At 71.4% G+C, this 14,147-nt stretch carries 15 protein-coding genes; 8 read left to right on the top strand and 7 right to left on the bottom strand.

Annotated features, from left to right (window positions below; translation table 11 throughout):
* Window positions 1-32: 32 nt before the first annotated feature.
* Window positions 33-674: a response regulator gene (locus ABR738_RS12425; RefSeq protein WP_350230031.1), complete on the bottom strand. Its 642-nt coding sequence runs from the start codon at window positions 672-674 to the stop codon at window positions 33-35.
* 389 nt (window positions 675-1,063) lie between these two features.
* On the opposite strand from ABR738_RS12425, the gene ABR738_RS12420 reads away from it, so the two are divergent.
* The 3 genes from ABR738_RS12420 to ABR738_RS12410 all read left to right on the top strand — a co-directional run bounded on the left by ABR738_RS12420 (window position 1,064) and on the right by ABR738_RS12410 (window position 4,192).
* Entirely contained in the window at window positions 1,064-2,272 is a 1,209-nt protein-coding gene (locus tag ABR738_RS12420) for an ice-binding family protein (RefSeq protein WP_350230030.1), read from the top strand.
* A gap of 164 nt (window positions 2,273-2,436) precedes the next feature.
* Window positions 2,437-3,117, top strand: a complete 681-nt coding sequence (locus ABR738_RS12415) for a DUF5819 family protein (protein WP_350230029.1) — start codon at window positions 2,437-2,439, stop codon at window positions 3,115-3,117.
* 64 nt (window positions 3,118-3,181) lie between these two features.
* Window positions 3,182-4,192 carry an HTTM domain-containing protein gene (locus ABR738_RS12410; RefSeq protein ID WP_350234541.1) on the top strand — a complete coding sequence of 337 codons (1,011 nt, stop codon included), beginning with the start codon at window positions 3,182-3,184 and terminating at the stop codon, window positions 4,190-4,192.
* A gap of 81 nt (window positions 4,193-4,273) precedes the next feature.
* Here ABR738_RS12410 and ABR738_RS12405 read toward each other — a convergent pair whose 3' ends face one another.
* The 4 genes from ABR738_RS12405 to ABR738_RS12390 form a co-directional block, all read right to left on the bottom strand.
* On the bottom strand, window positions 4,274-4,495 hold the full coding sequence (locus ABR738_RS12405) for a hypothetical protein (RefSeq protein WP_350230028.1): 222 nt from the start codon (window positions 4,493-4,495) through the stop codon (window positions 4,274-4,276).
* A gap of 337 nt (window positions 4,496-4,832) precedes the next feature.
* The gene (locus ABR738_RS12400; RefSeq protein WP_350230027.1) at window positions 4,833-6,029 is read right to left on the bottom strand and encodes a histidine kinase; all 1,197 of its coding nucleotides are present in this window, start codon (window positions 6,027-6,029) and stop codon (window positions 4,833-4,835) included.
* A gap of 56 nt (window positions 6,030-6,085) precedes the next feature.
* Window positions 6,086-6,808, bottom strand: coding sequence for an ABC transporter permease (locus ABR738_RS12395; protein ID WP_350230026.1), 723 nt, complete (start codon window positions 6,806-6,808; stop codon window positions 6,086-6,088).
* The gene (locus ABR738_RS12390) at window positions 6,805-7,722 is read right to left on the bottom strand and encodes an ABC transporter ATP-binding protein (protein WP_350230025.1); all 918 of its coding nucleotides are present in this window, start codon (window positions 7,720-7,722) and stop codon (window positions 6,805-6,807) included. The genes ABR738_RS12395 and ABR738_RS12390 overlap by 4 nt, the downstream gene beginning before the upstream one ends.
* A 348-nt stretch (window positions 7,723-8,070) precedes the next feature.
* On the opposite strand from ABR738_RS12390, the gene chsH3 reads away from it, so the two are divergent.
* The 4 genes from chsH3 (at window position 8,071) to ABR738_RS12370 (ending at window position 11,741) form a co-directional block, all read left to right on the top strand.
* Window positions 8,071-8,925 (top strand): enoyl-CoA hydratase ChsH3, encoded by an 855-nt coding sequence (gene chsH3, locus ABR738_RS12385; protein WP_350230024.1) that lies wholly within the window; start codon window positions 8,071-8,073, stop codon window positions 8,923-8,925.
* Between the two features lie 100 nt (window positions 8,926-9,025).
* Window positions 9,026-10,102 carry a Zn-dependent alcohol dehydrogenase gene (locus ABR738_RS12380; protein ID WP_350230023.1) on the top strand — a complete coding sequence of 359 codons (1,077 nt, stop codon included), beginning with the start codon at window positions 9,026-9,028 and terminating at the stop codon, window positions 10,100-10,102.
* A 153-nt stretch (window positions 10,103-10,255) separates the two neighbouring features.
* The gene (locus ABR738_RS12375) at window positions 10,256-11,206 is read left to right on the top strand and encodes a 3-oxoacyl-ACP reductase (RefSeq protein ID WP_350230022.1); all 951 of its coding nucleotides are present in this window, start codon (window positions 10,256-10,258) and stop codon (window positions 11,204-11,206) included.
* Between the two features lie 124 nt (window positions 11,207-11,330).
* Window positions 11,331-11,741 (top strand): DUF3592 domain-containing protein, encoded by a 411-nt coding sequence (locus ABR738_RS12370; protein ID WP_350230021.1) that lies wholly within the window; start codon window positions 11,331-11,333, stop codon window positions 11,739-11,741.
* Between the two features lie 525 nt (window positions 11,742-12,266).
* Here the strand turns inward: ABR738_RS12370 and ABR738_RS12365 are convergent.
* Together ABR738_RS12365 and ABR738_RS12360 are read right to left on the bottom strand one after the other, a co-directional pair.
* Window positions 12,267-12,413: a hypothetical protein gene (locus tag ABR738_RS12365; RefSeq protein ID WP_350230020.1), complete on the bottom strand. Its 147-nt coding sequence runs from the start codon at window positions 12,411-12,413 to the stop codon at window positions 12,267-12,269.
* 57 nt (window positions 12,414-12,470) lie between these two features.
* Complete coding sequence (locus tag ABR738_RS12360; protein WP_350230019.1) at window positions 12,471-13,592, bottom strand: hypothetical protein; 1,122 nt, start codon at window positions 13,590-13,592, stop codon at window positions 12,471-12,473.
* A 251-nt stretch (window positions 13,593-13,843) separates the two neighbouring features.
* On the opposite strand from ABR738_RS12360, the gene ABR738_RS12355 reads away from it, so the two are divergent.
* Window positions 13,844-14,068 carry a hypothetical protein gene (locus ABR738_RS12355; RefSeq protein ID WP_502964074.1) on the top strand — a complete coding sequence of 75 codons (225 nt, stop codon included), beginning with the start codon at window positions 13,844-13,846 and terminating at the stop codon, window positions 14,066-14,068.
* Window positions 14,069-14,147: the final 79 nt, after the last annotated feature.

Raw genomic sequence — 14,147 nt, 5'->3', positions numbered from 1 at the left:
CCGGGGCCTGAGGCCGGGTTGAGGCCGGGGCCTCAGAGCCAGCCCTGCTGACGGGCGGACCGTACCGCCTCCATGCGGTTGCGGGTGCCGGTCTTGCCGATGGCGGAGGACAGGTAGTTGCGGACCGTCGACTCCGACAGGTGCAGCTTGCCCGCGATGTCGCTGACGGTCGCCCCGTCCACCGCCGCGTTCAGGACGTCGCGTTCGCGCGCGGTCAGCGGGCTCGGGCCCGCGCTGAGGGCGGCGGCCGCGAGCGCCGGGTCGATGACGGTCTCGCCGCGCAGCACCCGGCGGATCGCCTCGGCCAGCTCCTCCACCGGCCCGTCCTTCACGAGGAACCCCGCGGCGCCCGCCTCCATGGCCCGGCGCAGATAGCCGGGCCGGCCGAACGTGGTGAGAATCAGAACCCGGCAGTCCGGCACTTCCTCGCGCAGCTCGGCGGCCGCGTCAAGACCGCTCTTGCCCGGCAGTTCGATGTCGAGCAGCGCAACGTCCGGCCGCGACACCAGGGCCTGCGGGACGATTGCGTCGCCGGCCGAGACCTGCGCGACCACCTCCATGTCCTCCTCAAGCCCGAGCAGCAGCGCGAGCGCGCCGCGCATCATGCCCTGGTCCTCGGCGAGAAGAACGCGTACTGATCTGGCGGGGCGGTGGTCCTGGGGCATCTCGTCCATGGCGACAGGCTACGGCCAGCGCTCCGGTGCGGGGCAGCGGGAAGCCCCGGCCAGCACACGGGGAACGTGCCGACACGGGGCCGATGCCGAGTCTTACGGGACGTGCGTGCGGGTGCTCCGGGTCGCACTTCACTGCACCACATCACGCCTCCACAGCTACCGTGACGGACCGCCGGAAAGAAACCGACAGCCCGTCATAAAGATCGAGGTTCAATCATCTGAGTATATAAATCGTCGAATTCTTTCATTCCAGTGAATGGGCGAAAACGCCTTGAGGGGCCGAAATCCAGAGAATACTCCTGTGTAATGTGTAATATGCCACGCGCAGAATCGGATTGCGTACGGCCGGGAATTTCCAGGATCATCCTCTTAAAGGAGTTGGCCCCTCGATGACGCTGAACCTTCCTGAAGCGCCCCCACGGCGCACATTGTCGGTCTGGACCGCGGCGGTTATGGCCGTCGTGATCGCCGCCGCCGTCCTCGCGGTGACGCCGACGCGCGCCGATGCTGTCGCCAGCCCCGTGCCGCTGGGTACGGCCGCCAGTTTCGGAGTACTGGCCGGCGCCACGGTCACCAACACCGGTCCCACAGTGGTCGACGGCCTCAGTGTCGGGGTGAGCCCCGGGACGGCCATCACCGGATTCCAGACATCCGACGGGGGGCCGGGCACGGTGACCCCGCCCGGGGTTCTGCACTCCGCCGACGCCGTCGCGGGCCAGGCCAAGACGGACCTGAACGCGGCGTACAACCAGGCCGCCGGCCAGACGCTGCGGGATGCGACCTACAACGACGCTCCCCACGAGTTCGGTGGCCAGACGCTGACGCCAGGTCTCTATCGGGCGAACAGCTCCGCCGGGATCACCGGCACGCTCACCCTGGACGCCCAGGGCAACTCCAGCGCCGTCTGGGTGTTCCAGATCGGCTCGACGCTGACGACGGCGTCAGCCAGTACGGTGAGCTTCATCAATGGGGCCTCGCCGTGCAACGTGTACTGGCAGGTCGGCAGCTCGGCCACGCTCGGCGCCGACTCCACATTCGTGGGCACGATCCTGGCAGACACCTCGATCACCGCCACCACGGGCGCCGCCGTCAACGGCCGGCTGCTGGCCGACGCGGGCCTGCGCGGTGACGGCGCCGTGACACTGGACAGCAACAGGATCTCCCAGGGCTCCTGCGCAACCGGATCCACGGGCGGATCCACGGGTGGCTCCACGAGCGGGTCCACGGCCGGGTCCACGGCCGGCCTGATCACCGGCGGCGTGGTCGCGGGCGCCACGTCCGGAGGAGCCACGGGCTCGACCACGGTCGGAGTCATCGGCGGCGTACCCACTGGAGGCGGAACGGGTGGCGTCCTGGGCGGTCTCCTCGGCGGCGTCCTGACCACCGGCGGTACCACGGGCGGAGCCCTCGGCGGCCTCGTCGCGGGTGCCACGACGAGCGGGACCACGGGTGCCACCACAGGCGGTGTCAACGGCGGCGCGACCGGCGGGACCGGACACGATCACGGTGGGAATCCCGAGGACCACGGATACGGCGGATACGGCGGATACGGGGACGATTCAGGCAAGGAGACCGGCTATGGCGGCGCCGGCCACTGAGTGGTCCACGCGCCCTTGACCGGACGAGTGGCGCGCGGTGGACAGCTCTCGAATCCGTCGCGCGCCACCGCCGAAAGCTCATAGCAGCAGCGAAAGAAGCAGGGATGGAAAGATCGGGTGGGGCCGTGCGGAATGGCGCTGTGTCGACTGCTGACGACGAATCCATGGACGATTACCCGCAACAACTCTCACCGCCGTCCACACCGAAGTCCACGGAGCGGCCACCGCCGGCATATCTGCGAGCGGCAACGACTGCCGCCGTCTTCCTCTGCCTCGTGACGGCCCTGGTCCATGTGTTTCTGGTCTTTCTCCATGTGGCGCCGCCGAACTCGCTCTCCCAGCGCTACAGCCGACAGATCACCGCATGGGTCTTCCCGCTGTTCGAGCAGAACTGGCGACTGTTCGCGCCGGACCCGGAGTCCGTCAACCGGAAGATCTCGGTGCGGTCCCTGCACACCGCCCCGGACAGGACCGTGCATGTCAGCGACTGGTTCGATCTGACCGCCGTCGACGACTCCGCGGTGGAACACAATCCCTTCCCGAGCCATACGACGCAGAACATGCTGCGGCGGGCCTGGAGTTCCTACCTCGAAAGCCACGTCGTCGACGACCAGCCGCGCTCGCCACGGGGGTTGATGACCCAGCGGTACCTGACCAACATCGCCTCGGAGCGCCTCGCGGCCCTGCGCGGCGGAAGCTTCGAGACCATCCAGCTGCGGGTGGTCACCGTACCCATCGCCGCGCCCACCCCGGCGAGCGGCGCGGGGGCGGCTTCCGCCAAGCCGAGGACGGCCGATACACGGTACCTGCCGTGGTGGAAGGTGGAGGCCTCCCGTGGAAATTGAGCAGCTGCCAGCAGCACACCCCCGTACCGCCGAGAGCCCGGGGCCCGACGCACCGCACCGCGTCATCGGCCGTGTCCGAGCGAGCCTCGATGTGCTCACCGAGCGGCCGGTCTCGCTGTACGCCACGGCGGTCCTGCGCATCGGTTACGGCTCGCTCTACCTCCTCTTCCTGCTGCGCGAGTTTCCGCACCGTGACGAGATCTGGGGCCCAGGATCACCGTGGACACCGGAACTCGCGAGGCAACTCTTCGACCAGACCGGCTGGTTCAGCATCCTCACCCTCTCGGACAACCGCGCCTACTTCGAGGCCTGTTACGCACTGGCCGTCGTCGCATCGGCCCTGTTCGCCCTCGGCTGGCGGACCAGGGCGGTGTCCGTGCTGTTCGCGGTCGTCGTCGCGTCGTTCCACGCCAGGGCGATCTTCATGACCGACGGAGGAGACAACCTCATGCTCCTCATGTCCCTCTACCTCGTCCCGACCGCCTGCGGCCGTCGCTGGTCGATGGACGCGCGCAGAACCGGACTCCGTGCGGGTGCGGGCGCTGCTGCGGGCCGGGCAGCGGGCGTGTTCCCCCCTCACCTGCGCGCTTCCCGGCGGACCCTGACCGCCGTGCTGCACAACTGCGCACTGTTCGTCATCGCGGCCCAGGTGTGTTTCCTCTACGGATCCGCGGGCCTGTACAAGGTGCAGGGCGGATCCTGGGGCAGCGGGACCGCGCTCCACTACGTCCTGCATCTCGACCTGTTCCGGCCCTGGCCCGCGCTGTCCCTCATGGCGGACGAGCACGAGGTTGTGATCGCCATCGCCTGCTACCTGACGGTTCTGTTGCAGGTCGCCTTCCCGTTCGTGCTGTTCGGGCGGCTCAAGTACCCGTTCCTGGCCATGTTGTCGGGCATACACCTGGGCATCGCGGTGCTCATGGGACTGCCCCTCTTCTCCGGCGCGATGATCATCGCTGACGCCGTCTTCCTGCCGGACCGGTTCTACCGCGCTCTGGGACGGCTGGGGCGCCGCGCGGCTCGGAGCGCAGCACGTCAGTCGCGACATTTCACCTCAACGACTTTGTCCAGGTGAAGCCTTGATGACCCGCGTGCGAGGAAGTGTCCGGTGCCGACGAGCCCTGTCGCGCGGCCTGAGCTTGCCGATCAATGCTGATCACGTGGCCCCCATGCACGTGGATCCAGATACGTGTGGATCCACGATCACCATCCATCTGGCGACGGGGGCGCGGCGGCGAGAGGCGAGGCAGCGCGGGCAGTTCACGGCGCGCAGCCATACGTCCTTCTCGTCGTCGGGGTCGCCCGCGCCGCCCAGCGCCCTCAACTCGCCCGTCCACTGCGGGTCATGCAGCAGGCCGAGGAGTCTGTGCGCGGTCATCACGTCTTCTCCGACCGTGCCCGCTGGGACCGCCTCGCGACGGGGTTCCTCGCCCTCACGCCCGGTCGGCCCTTCGGTGCGGGTGGTTCGCGATCTCGTCGTTGCGGCTCCGCACCGTGAGGGGGCCTCCGGTGGTTCGGGCCGCCTCGCGCTGCCGGGTGAGGGCCCCGCACACATCGCGGCCTTCCGCCGGCACGGGCTCGAGGGCGGGGCCGGGAGCGCCGGAGCTGTCGTTTGCGTCCGCCTCCGTGGTGCCAAGTCCCGCGGCTGACCCGCACCGACCGGAGCCCCGCCACTCCACCCCGTTCGGAGCGACGGGGCTCTTCGCCGCCCCGCCTCACTCCCGCGCCGTACTCAGTTCGGCGTCCAGCGCCGTGTCCTGCGGGTCCACCGGGAGTTCGGCGCTGACCTGGAAACCGGCGCGGGGCGCGGGGCCCGACCGCAGGGAGCCGCCCGCCGAGGCCAGCCGTTCGGTCAGGCCCTTCAGCCCGTTGCCGCCGGTCCGGGGCGACGGGGCGGGCGCGGCCGGGACGCCCCTGCCGTTGTCGGTGATCGTCAGGAGCACCCGCTCCGGCGTGCCCTCGATCACGATCTCGCAGCGCGTCGCGGCGCTGTGGCGTACGACGTTGGTGACGGCCTCGCGGACCACCCAGCCCAGCAGCGCCTCGGCCTGCGCGGGCAGCGGCGGGCCCGACTGGCGTACCAGCGGCTCCACTTCGGCGGCGCCGAGCGCCGAGCGGGCCCGGTCGAGTTCGGTGGCGAGGCTGCCCTCGCGGTAGCCGGTGACGGCCTCGCGGATCTCGGTGAGCGCCTGGCGGCCGACCGACTCGATGTCGGCGACCTGGCCGAGCGCCGCGTCCAGGTCGCGCGGCGCGATCCGGCGGGCGGCCTCCGACTTCACCACGATGACCGAGAGGGTGTGGCCCAGCAGGTCGTGCAGGTCGCGGGAGAAACGCAGGCGCTCCTTCTCCACGGCGGTACGCGCCAACTCCTGCCGGGTCGCGCGCAGTTCGCGCACGGTCTCGGACAGCGAGAGGAGGGCCGCGATCACCATGCCGGACAGGAACGTCCCGTACGCGATGGTCATGTTGTCCCACGGGTCGCCGGTCTTGATGCCGGAGATGACACCGACCGAACCCGCGAGCGTGAGGATCACGACGCCCAGGCGCCGGTCGCGCAGCACCGCCCCGCAGGTCAAGGAGAACAGCGGGAAGAAGAGCAGCCAGCTACCGCCGTAGCCGAGACCGAGGGCGTAGGTGACGGCGCCGAGCCCGCCGAGCAGGACCAGGGTGGCCCGCTCCTCGCGGCGCGGCTTGTCGAAGGCCCGGTAGGCGACCAGCGCGTACAGGACGACGAAGGCGACGATGCCGAGGCCGCCGAGGACCGGGTGGGCCACATCGCCCCTGACCACGTCGATCGCGGCGCCGGTGCCCATCAGGAGCCACGGCAGGAAGGTGTGGGCGTTGGCCGGCGGGCCGGGGAACTCGTCGGGCTTGGCTCCCCGCGCGGGCAGCTTCGGCAGCAGTGATGGCATCGCGTTCTCCCCGTTTTGACGGCCTGACGGAACCTGACGGCACCCGGTCCCGGCGCTCACACGGTCCGAGCGGACCGGCGGTAGGAGACCACGGCGTACGAACCGAAGACCACCAGCCAGGCCGCCATCAGGGCGATGGTGGCAACCCCGGGGGCGTGGCCCCGCGAGGTGGACCAGCCGAGGTCGGCGAAGCGGTGGGTCGGAGTGTACTCGGCGATCCTACGCAGCCAGCCGGGGAAGGCGGTGACGGGGAACCACAGGCCGCCGAGGATCGCGAGGCCCATCAGGCAGGCCACGTTCACGACGCCGGTGGCCTGCGCGGAGAGCCGGTAGCCGTTGCCGAGGCCCAGCATCGTGAAGGGCAGCGCCCCGAGCCAGAGCAGCAGCGTGAGCGCGGCCCACTGCCAGGCGTCCAGGCGCACCCCGTCGACCAGCGCGCCGGCCAGGAACACGGCGAGGATGCCGGGCAGGACGGTCACCGAGCCGCTGATGGCCCGCCCGGTCACCACCTTCGCCGGGGCGAGCGGGGCGATCCGCAGCTGGCGCAGCCACCCGATCGACTTGTCGGACGCGACCCCGGTCCCGACGCCGAGGGCGGCGCCCAGCGCGCCGTAGGCCGCCATGCCGATCATCGACTGGACCTTCCAGTCGTCGCCGTTGCCGGACCCGCCGATGTTGGTGAAGAGCAGATACATCAGGACGGGCATCCCGATGCCGAAGATCACGAATGACGCGTCCCGCAGGGTGCGCCGCATCTCCAGCTTGATGTACTCGATCATCGGACGGTCTCGCTTTCGTGCGCGGTGAGGGAGAGGAAGGCGTCCTCCAGGCTCGCGGGGGCCACTTCGAGGCGGCGTACGGCACCCATGGATGCCAGCGCCATGACGGTGGCGTCGGAGTCGGAGGTGCGCAGCCGGGCCCGGTCGCCGTCGGTCTCGACACCGACCACGCCGGGCAGCAGCGCGAGGCCGGCGCTCGAGGCCCCGGCGAGGTCGAAGGAGACCAGGCTGCCACCGGCCGCCCGCTTGATCTGCTCGCCGGGCCCGTCGGCGACGACGCGGCCCCGGTCGATGACGACGACGCGGTCCGCGTTGTCGTCGGCCTCCTCGAGATAGTGGGTGGAGAACATGACGGTGTTGCCGCGGGCGGCGTAGACGCGCATGGACTCCCAGAACGCGCGGCGCGCCTCCACGTCCAGGGCGGCGGTCGGCTCGTCCAGGAGCAGCAGTTCCGGGTTGCCCGCGAGCGCCATCGCGAACCGCACCCGCTGGGTCTGGCCGCCGGAGAGCTTGTCGACCCGGCGGTCGGCGAACTCGGTGAGCCCGGCAAGGGCCAGCGCCTCGGTGACCGGCATCGGCTTCGGGTACATGCTGGCGATGAAGAACACCAGCTCGCGCACGGTCACCCGGGGGATCGGGCTGCCCTCCTGGAGCATCGCCCCGACGAGCCCGTCCCGCACCGCCCGCTCCGGGCTCCGGCCGAAGACCCGCACCTCGCCGGCGTCGGGCTCGTTCAGGCCGAGCAGGAGGCCGATGGTGGTGGACTTGCCGGCGCCGTTGCGGCCGAGCAGCGCCACGGTCTCGCCGCGCCCGATGGCCAGCTCGGCCCCGTCCACGGCCCGCACCGCCCCGTAGGACTTCACCACCCCGGTGAAACGGACCGCGGTGGCGCTCTGTGTCGTCGTCTGCGTCATGTCCCGAACGCTACGGAGCCAGTGGGGGGCCGCCCCAGATGCGCTTGTACGCAGCTGGGCGGGACAAATGTCCTGGGTGCCCCCGGCGAGGAGGGCGAGGAGGGCGAGGAGGGCGTACGGGCAAGGGAGCTGACGCGGCGTCAGAAGCCTTCCCAACGGCCGGGGCGTGCGCTATACCTGGGGGCCGTCGGCCTAGAACGCGTTCTAGAACGGGTCCCGCACCGGGCGGACCGGCCCGGAGCGCGTCCTCGGTCCGGTCCAGGACGACCTCGGTGGGGCCGACGGTGCGGACGGCCGCGCCGAGGTCTTCTCCCCGTGCCCGCACCACGCTCAAGGAGCAGCATCCCGATGCCCATTGATGCCGCGAAGGCGCTCGCCGCCGAGCCCCGGTCCACCACCATCACCTGGGACCACAAGGACGTACAGCTCTACCACCTGGGGCTCGGCGCGGGCCGGCCCGCCACCGACCCCGACGAGCTGCGCTACACCCTGGAGTCCAAGCTGCACGTGCTGCCCTCCTTCGCGACCGTGGCGGGCGCCGGCATGGGCGTGGTCGGGGGCCTCTCCGCGCCCGGCATCGACGTGGACCTCGCGGCGGTGCTCCACGGCGGCCAGTCCATCGCCGTGCACCGGCCCGTGCCGGTGCGCGGCGAGGCCACCTCGACCTCCAAGGTCGCCGCCGTCCACGACAAGGGCAAGGCCGCCATCCTGGTCCTGCGCACCGAGGCCGCCGACGCGGACGGGCCCCTGTGGACAAGCGACGCGCAGATCTACGTACGCGGCGAGGGCGGCTTCGGCGGCGAGCGAGGGCCATCCACCCGCGCCGAGCTGCCCGACCGGGACCCCGACCACGTGGTGGAGCGGCCGGTGCGCGAGGAACAGGCCCTGCTCTACCGCCTGTCCGGCGACTGGAACCCGCTGCACGCCGACCCCGACTTCGCCAAGCTCGCCGGCTTCGAGCGGCCCATCCTGCACGGCCTGTGCACGTACGGGATGACGCTCAAGGCCGTCGTGGACACCCTGCTCGACGGCGACGTGACCCGGGTGCGGTCCTACGCCACCCGCTTCACCGGGATCGTCTTCCCGGGCGAGACCCTGCGCGTCCGGATGTGGTCGGCGCCCGGCCGCGTCCAGGTGACGGTGACGGCCGTCGAGCGGGACGACGCGCCGGTACTGGCCGACACGGTCGTAGAACTCGACTGAGCCCGCCTGCAACCGCGCCCGCCTGCAACCGCGCCCGCCCGTCCCGCAGGTGGTCCAGCACTTGTTCCGGTACGTGAGGGAACCCGAGGGGAGCCGCACCATGCGCGCAGCCGTACTGCACGAGATTGGCCAGGACAAGCTGGACGTGGTCGACGACATGGAGGCCACCGGGTTCGGGCCGGGCAAGGTCAAGCTCCGCGTCCGCGCCACCGGCCTGTGCCACTCCGACCTCTCGGCGATGAGCGGGGTGCTGCCCCAGCCCGCGCCGTTCGTGCCCGGCCACGAGGGGGCGGGCGAGGTCGTCGACGTCGGCGACGGCGTGAGCGGCATCGCGCCGGGCGACCGGGTCCTGATGTGCTGGCTGCCGGCGTGCGGGGCGTGCCCGTCCTGCAAGCGCGGCCAGACCCAGCTGTGCCTGGCCGGGTTCATGAACGCCGGGACCCCCAACTTCCGCCGCCCCGGCGGCGACGTGTTCGGCTTCGCCGGCACCGGAACCTTCGCCGAGGAGGTCGTGGTCGCGGCCGGCTGCGCGGTGCCGATCCCCGACGACGTGCCGTACGAGATCGCCGCGCTCATCGGCTGCGGGGTCACCACCGGACTCGGGGCCGCCATCAACACCGCGCGGGTGGAGGCGGGTTCGTCGGTCGCCGTCATCGGGTGCGGCGGGGTCGGCATCAGCGCCGTCCAGGGCGCCAGGGTGCAGGGCGCAGCCCAGATCGTGGCCGTCGACCCGGTCGCCTCGCGGCGGGAGGCGGCGCTCCGGTTCGGCGCCACCGAGGCGGTCTCGCCCGAGGAGTTCGCCGACGCCAAGCAGCGGATCACCTCGGGTGAGGGTTTCGACTACGTCTTCGAAGTGGTCGGCCGCTCGGCGACCGCGCGCACCGCGTACGAGAACACCCGGCGCGGCGGGACCCTGTGCGTGGTCGGCGCCGGCGCCCTTGACGACTTCTTCCAGGTCAACATGTTCGAGCTGTTCTTCGACGAGAAGCGCATCCTGCCGTCGATGTACGGCGGCGGCGACGTGCTGCGCTCCTACGAACGGGCCATCGCGCTGTGGCGGGCGGGCCGCATCGACCTGGAGGGCCTGATCACCCACCGGGTGCGGCTGGCCGAGATCAACGACGCGCTCGACCAGATGCGCAGCGGCGAGGCGCTGCGGACGTGCGTGGAGATCTGAACCCGTCGCTGTCCGGCACCGGTCGCCGTCCGGCACCGGTCGCCGTCCGGCACCGGTGACCGTCCGGCAACGGTGAGACGCCGGTCGCTCTCCGGCGCCCGCCCCCATTTCCCGCCCCCCCTGTGCTCCCCTCTGTGAGAGGACCCAACCGGCATGACAGCACCAGCACTGCCACTTGAAGGGCTTTCCGCGATCGTCACCGGCGCCGGGCGCGGGCTCGGCCGGGCCGAGGCGGTCGAACTCGCCCGGCTCGGCGCGGCCATCGTCGTCAACGACTTCGGACAGCCGGGCCGCGACGGTTCTGGGCAGGCCTCGGCGGGCCCCGCCGAGGAGGTCGCCGCCGAGATCCGCGCGGCGGGCGGCCGGGCGACGGCCCACACCGGTGACGTGGCCGATCACCAACAGGCGCGCGCCTTGGTCGAGTTGGCGATCCAGACCTACGGAAAGCTGGACATCCTGGTCAACAACGCGGGCATCCTGCGGGACCGGATGATCTTCTCGATGAGCGAGGCCGAGTGGGACTCGGTGATCCAGGTGCACCTCAAGGGGCACTACAACACCACCCACTTCGCCGCTGCGCACTGGCGCGAGCGCTCCAAGGCGGCGGGCGGCCCCGTCTACGGCCGCGTCGTGAACACCTCCTCGGAGGCCTTCCTGGCGGGCTCGGCCGGCCAGCCCAACTACGCGGCGGCCAAGGGCGGCATCGTCGGCCTCACCACCTCAACGGCGCTCGCGCTCGGCAAGTACGGGGTGACGGCCAACGCGATCTGTCCGCGGGCCAGGACCCGGATGACCGAGGACGTGTTCGCGGGGTTCGCGGAACCGGGAGAGGGCGAGCTCGACCCACTGGCGCCGGAACACGTCTCGCCCCTGGTCGGCTACTTGGCCTCACCCGCGGCCACCCGGATCAACGGGCAGCTCCTGGTGGTGCACGGTGGGATGGTCGCGGTCATGGAGCGGCCGCGGGTGGCCGCGCGTTTCGACACGGCGAAGGAGGTCTTCTCGTACGAGGAGCTGGACGAGCTGATCTCTCCGTACTACGCGGGCCGTCCCAAGGACGAGACGTTCGCGGCGACGGAGGTACTGGGGCTGCGCCACGGGTGAGGTGGCGCCGGGGTTCCCGCCCGGCCGCGGGTCGGCGCACGGCCGGCATGCGCGTACTTGGCGCGTCATGGGGCCCCTTGGCCGAGGAATTCATCGTTCTGTCGCAGGTCGGTAGTCTGTCGGGATGCTTGTCACGGGGATTCTGCTCACGGCCGTTGCCGGTCCGGGATGCGCCTATCTGTCGTGGCAGTTGTGGAACCGGCTGCGTTCGGTGTTCGGAGGCATAGCCGTGGAGGGTCGTTGTGTGCGCCGCTATTCCACGGACAGTGCGGACAGTGGAACCCAGTGGCACCATGTGCATGGCTTCACCACCCTTGAAGGCCAGTATGTGGAATTCGAGGAAGACGTGATGCTGCTGGCTGAGGGCGACTCTCTGACGGTCCGCTACCGCCCGGAAAACCCGGCACGTTCCGCGACGGTCATGGGTCCTGGCGGAGCTTGGTCCCCGTTGTTCGGCCAGCTCCTCGGCATTACGGTCACCGGCGTGTTCGCGCTGTTCGGCCTGCTGTTGGTCTGGCTGTACGTCCGCCAGTGAATTGATCGCGGTTTTCCTGTTTGGTTTTCGCGACGCGACGTGCCGGTGAGCGTTTGGTGCGGGCCTGCGTGGGCGTACCCAGCCTGCTGGGGCGGAGCCCCAGGGGGTTTCGGCTGCGGGTGGTGGTCGCTCCTCGCGCAGTTCCCCGCGCCCCTGGCAGGGCTGGTGCTGGCCCTCATGGGAACCTCAGCCCCTGGCAGGGTCCGCGCTGGCCCGCAGCGGCATAGTCAGCCTGTCATGGGGGTCCCCCCTGGCCCTTAAGGCCTTGGGGGAGATTGAGGACGAGCGCCCTTCAGGCGCGATACGGGGTCTGGGGCGGAGCCCCAGGGAGCTCGGGTGCGGGCCGTGGTCGCTTCTCGCGCAGTTCCCCGCGCCCCTGGCGGGGTCGGGCGCTGGCCCGCGTCGGCATCCTCAGCCCGTCCGGCGATTGAGGGCGAGGGCGTTCAGGACGGACCGGGTCTGGGGCGGAGCCCGGGGTGGGCGTGGGCCCGGCGGGGCCGGCGGCGGCCCGGGCTCCGCGGTGGGTCAGGCGGTGCTGGGCGCGTTTTCCTCGCGCCGGTGGCGTCCGTGGGGCGGCGTCACCGAATCCTCGGTGGACGCCGCACCCCCCCGGTGCCGGCCCGCGTGGTCGTTCCCCGTCTCCTGCGGACGGATGTCGGTCTGGTTGGACATGAGCTGTGGTCACCCCGTAGTCGTCTTCACACGTATCGCTCGTACAGGGCGCCGATTCTAACGATCTCCTGACGGGGGCCGACGGCCGGTCAGGGGCGCCTGACCGAGGGGTACGGGCTTGGTGTGGGCCAAAGGCGGCGGCGCGGGCGGGGCCGGCGCGGGGTCGGCCGGCGCGGCCAGCTCGTGCACCGCGCACGGGTTCGCCCGCGTGGCGTACGGAAGCCGCAGCACCCCCTGCGCCGTCCACAGTCCCGCACCCGCCAACCACCCCTGCGGCGCGGCCAGTTGGTGCAAGCGGCGGCCGGACGGGCGCCAGACGCCGAGCCAGGTGCCGGCCGCCGCGTCAATGCGCAGGGCCACCGCGCAGGACTCCGGCATCAGGACCTGGCCCGGCTGTATGGCGAACGGTGTGACGGCCGCGTCCGCAAGACGCAGGCACTCGGGGAAGCGCACCGGCAGCGCGGAGCCGAGCACGCCCCAGCCGAGCCGTTCGTGGCCCGGCGCGTTCGAACGGATCAGGAGCAGCCCGCTGTCGGCGTCCGCGAGCAGCAGCCGGTCGTCGCTGTCCTCGGTGATCTCAAGGAGCTCGGTGACCTCGCCGCCGCGCTCCAGGTCGACGGTGACCGCCTTCGTGCGGCCGTCGAGCTCCCGGTCGAGGGCGAGCAGCCGTCCGGTGCGGTCCAGCCAGACCCCGCCCGAGCATCGCCCCTTGATCCGGGTCACCAGCTCGGGGCCGAACGCGCCGCCCGCCACCCGCCACAGCGCCGTGCTGTCCTGTCCGGCCGCGACGGCGTAGGCACAGGTGCCGTCCGGGGACGGCGGGAGCAGGGTGAGCTCGTCCGCCCCGGCGTCCACCGTGCCGAGCGGCAGCTCGCCCGTGGCGGGTCCGGTGGGATAGAGCAGGGCGAAGGCGTGCCGGCCGGCGATCCGGCGCTGGATGAGCACCCGGCCGTCCGCCAGGGGCAGGACCCCCGTGTCCGGTTCCTCCGGCTGGTTGCCGGGGAGCGGCACCGCGTACGGCTCGGGGCCGTCGAGCGTCCAGCGCTCGGGGAACCAGGCCGCGCTCCCGCCCTCGTCGCGCACCAGCCGCGCGGCGTACGAACCGTTCGCCGTGATCGCGAATCCCGTACCTGCGACCGCGCCGTCCTCGGCTGCGGACTCGATGGCCAAAGCCGTCATCAGATGGGTCACCTCCGGCCACCGAAGCTAGTTTTCGCACCTTCGGCCCGACAACGTGAGCCCTGCGGCTTCACACCAATGGGTGGCCCTCGCGCGGTTCGCCCGTGGGGAGCGGGGCGGATGTGCAGGAACGGTTTACGTGAGAGCCCCGGCCCTCACCGTGGCCGCCGGGCTCTGCCTCGCGGCCGCCGCGGACAGGACGGCGGCCATGGGCACGGACGCGGCGCCCGGCCGGTTCCCGCGCACCGTGTGTGGCACTCGATGGGCGCCGCCGAGATCAAGGCGACGAGGGCGCCCCCAGCCATGTGAAGAAGGACGCGGGCGCCCCCCGAAGCGTCGGCACGATCAACGGCCTCAGCCTGGAGGCGATCGCCGCACTCAAGCCCGACCTCATCCTCGTCGACGCCGGCATCCCGTGCCCCAAGAACCAGGCGTGGCGAGGCGGGCGGGACAAGGGGGTGACGAAGCGGGTGTGACGAAGCGGGTGCGACGAAGCGGGTGTGACGCAGCGGCGTGAGGAAGCGGCGTGAAGAAGTACGTACCGGCGGCCGGCCG

It is taken from the genome of Streptomyces sp. Edi4, assembly GCF_040253615.1.
Lineage (GTDB): Bacteria > Actinomycetota > Actinomycetes > Streptomycetales > Streptomycetaceae > Streptomyces.
Note: the sequence above shows the minus strand (reverse complement) of the source record. Positions and strands in the feature narration are given on the sequence as shown.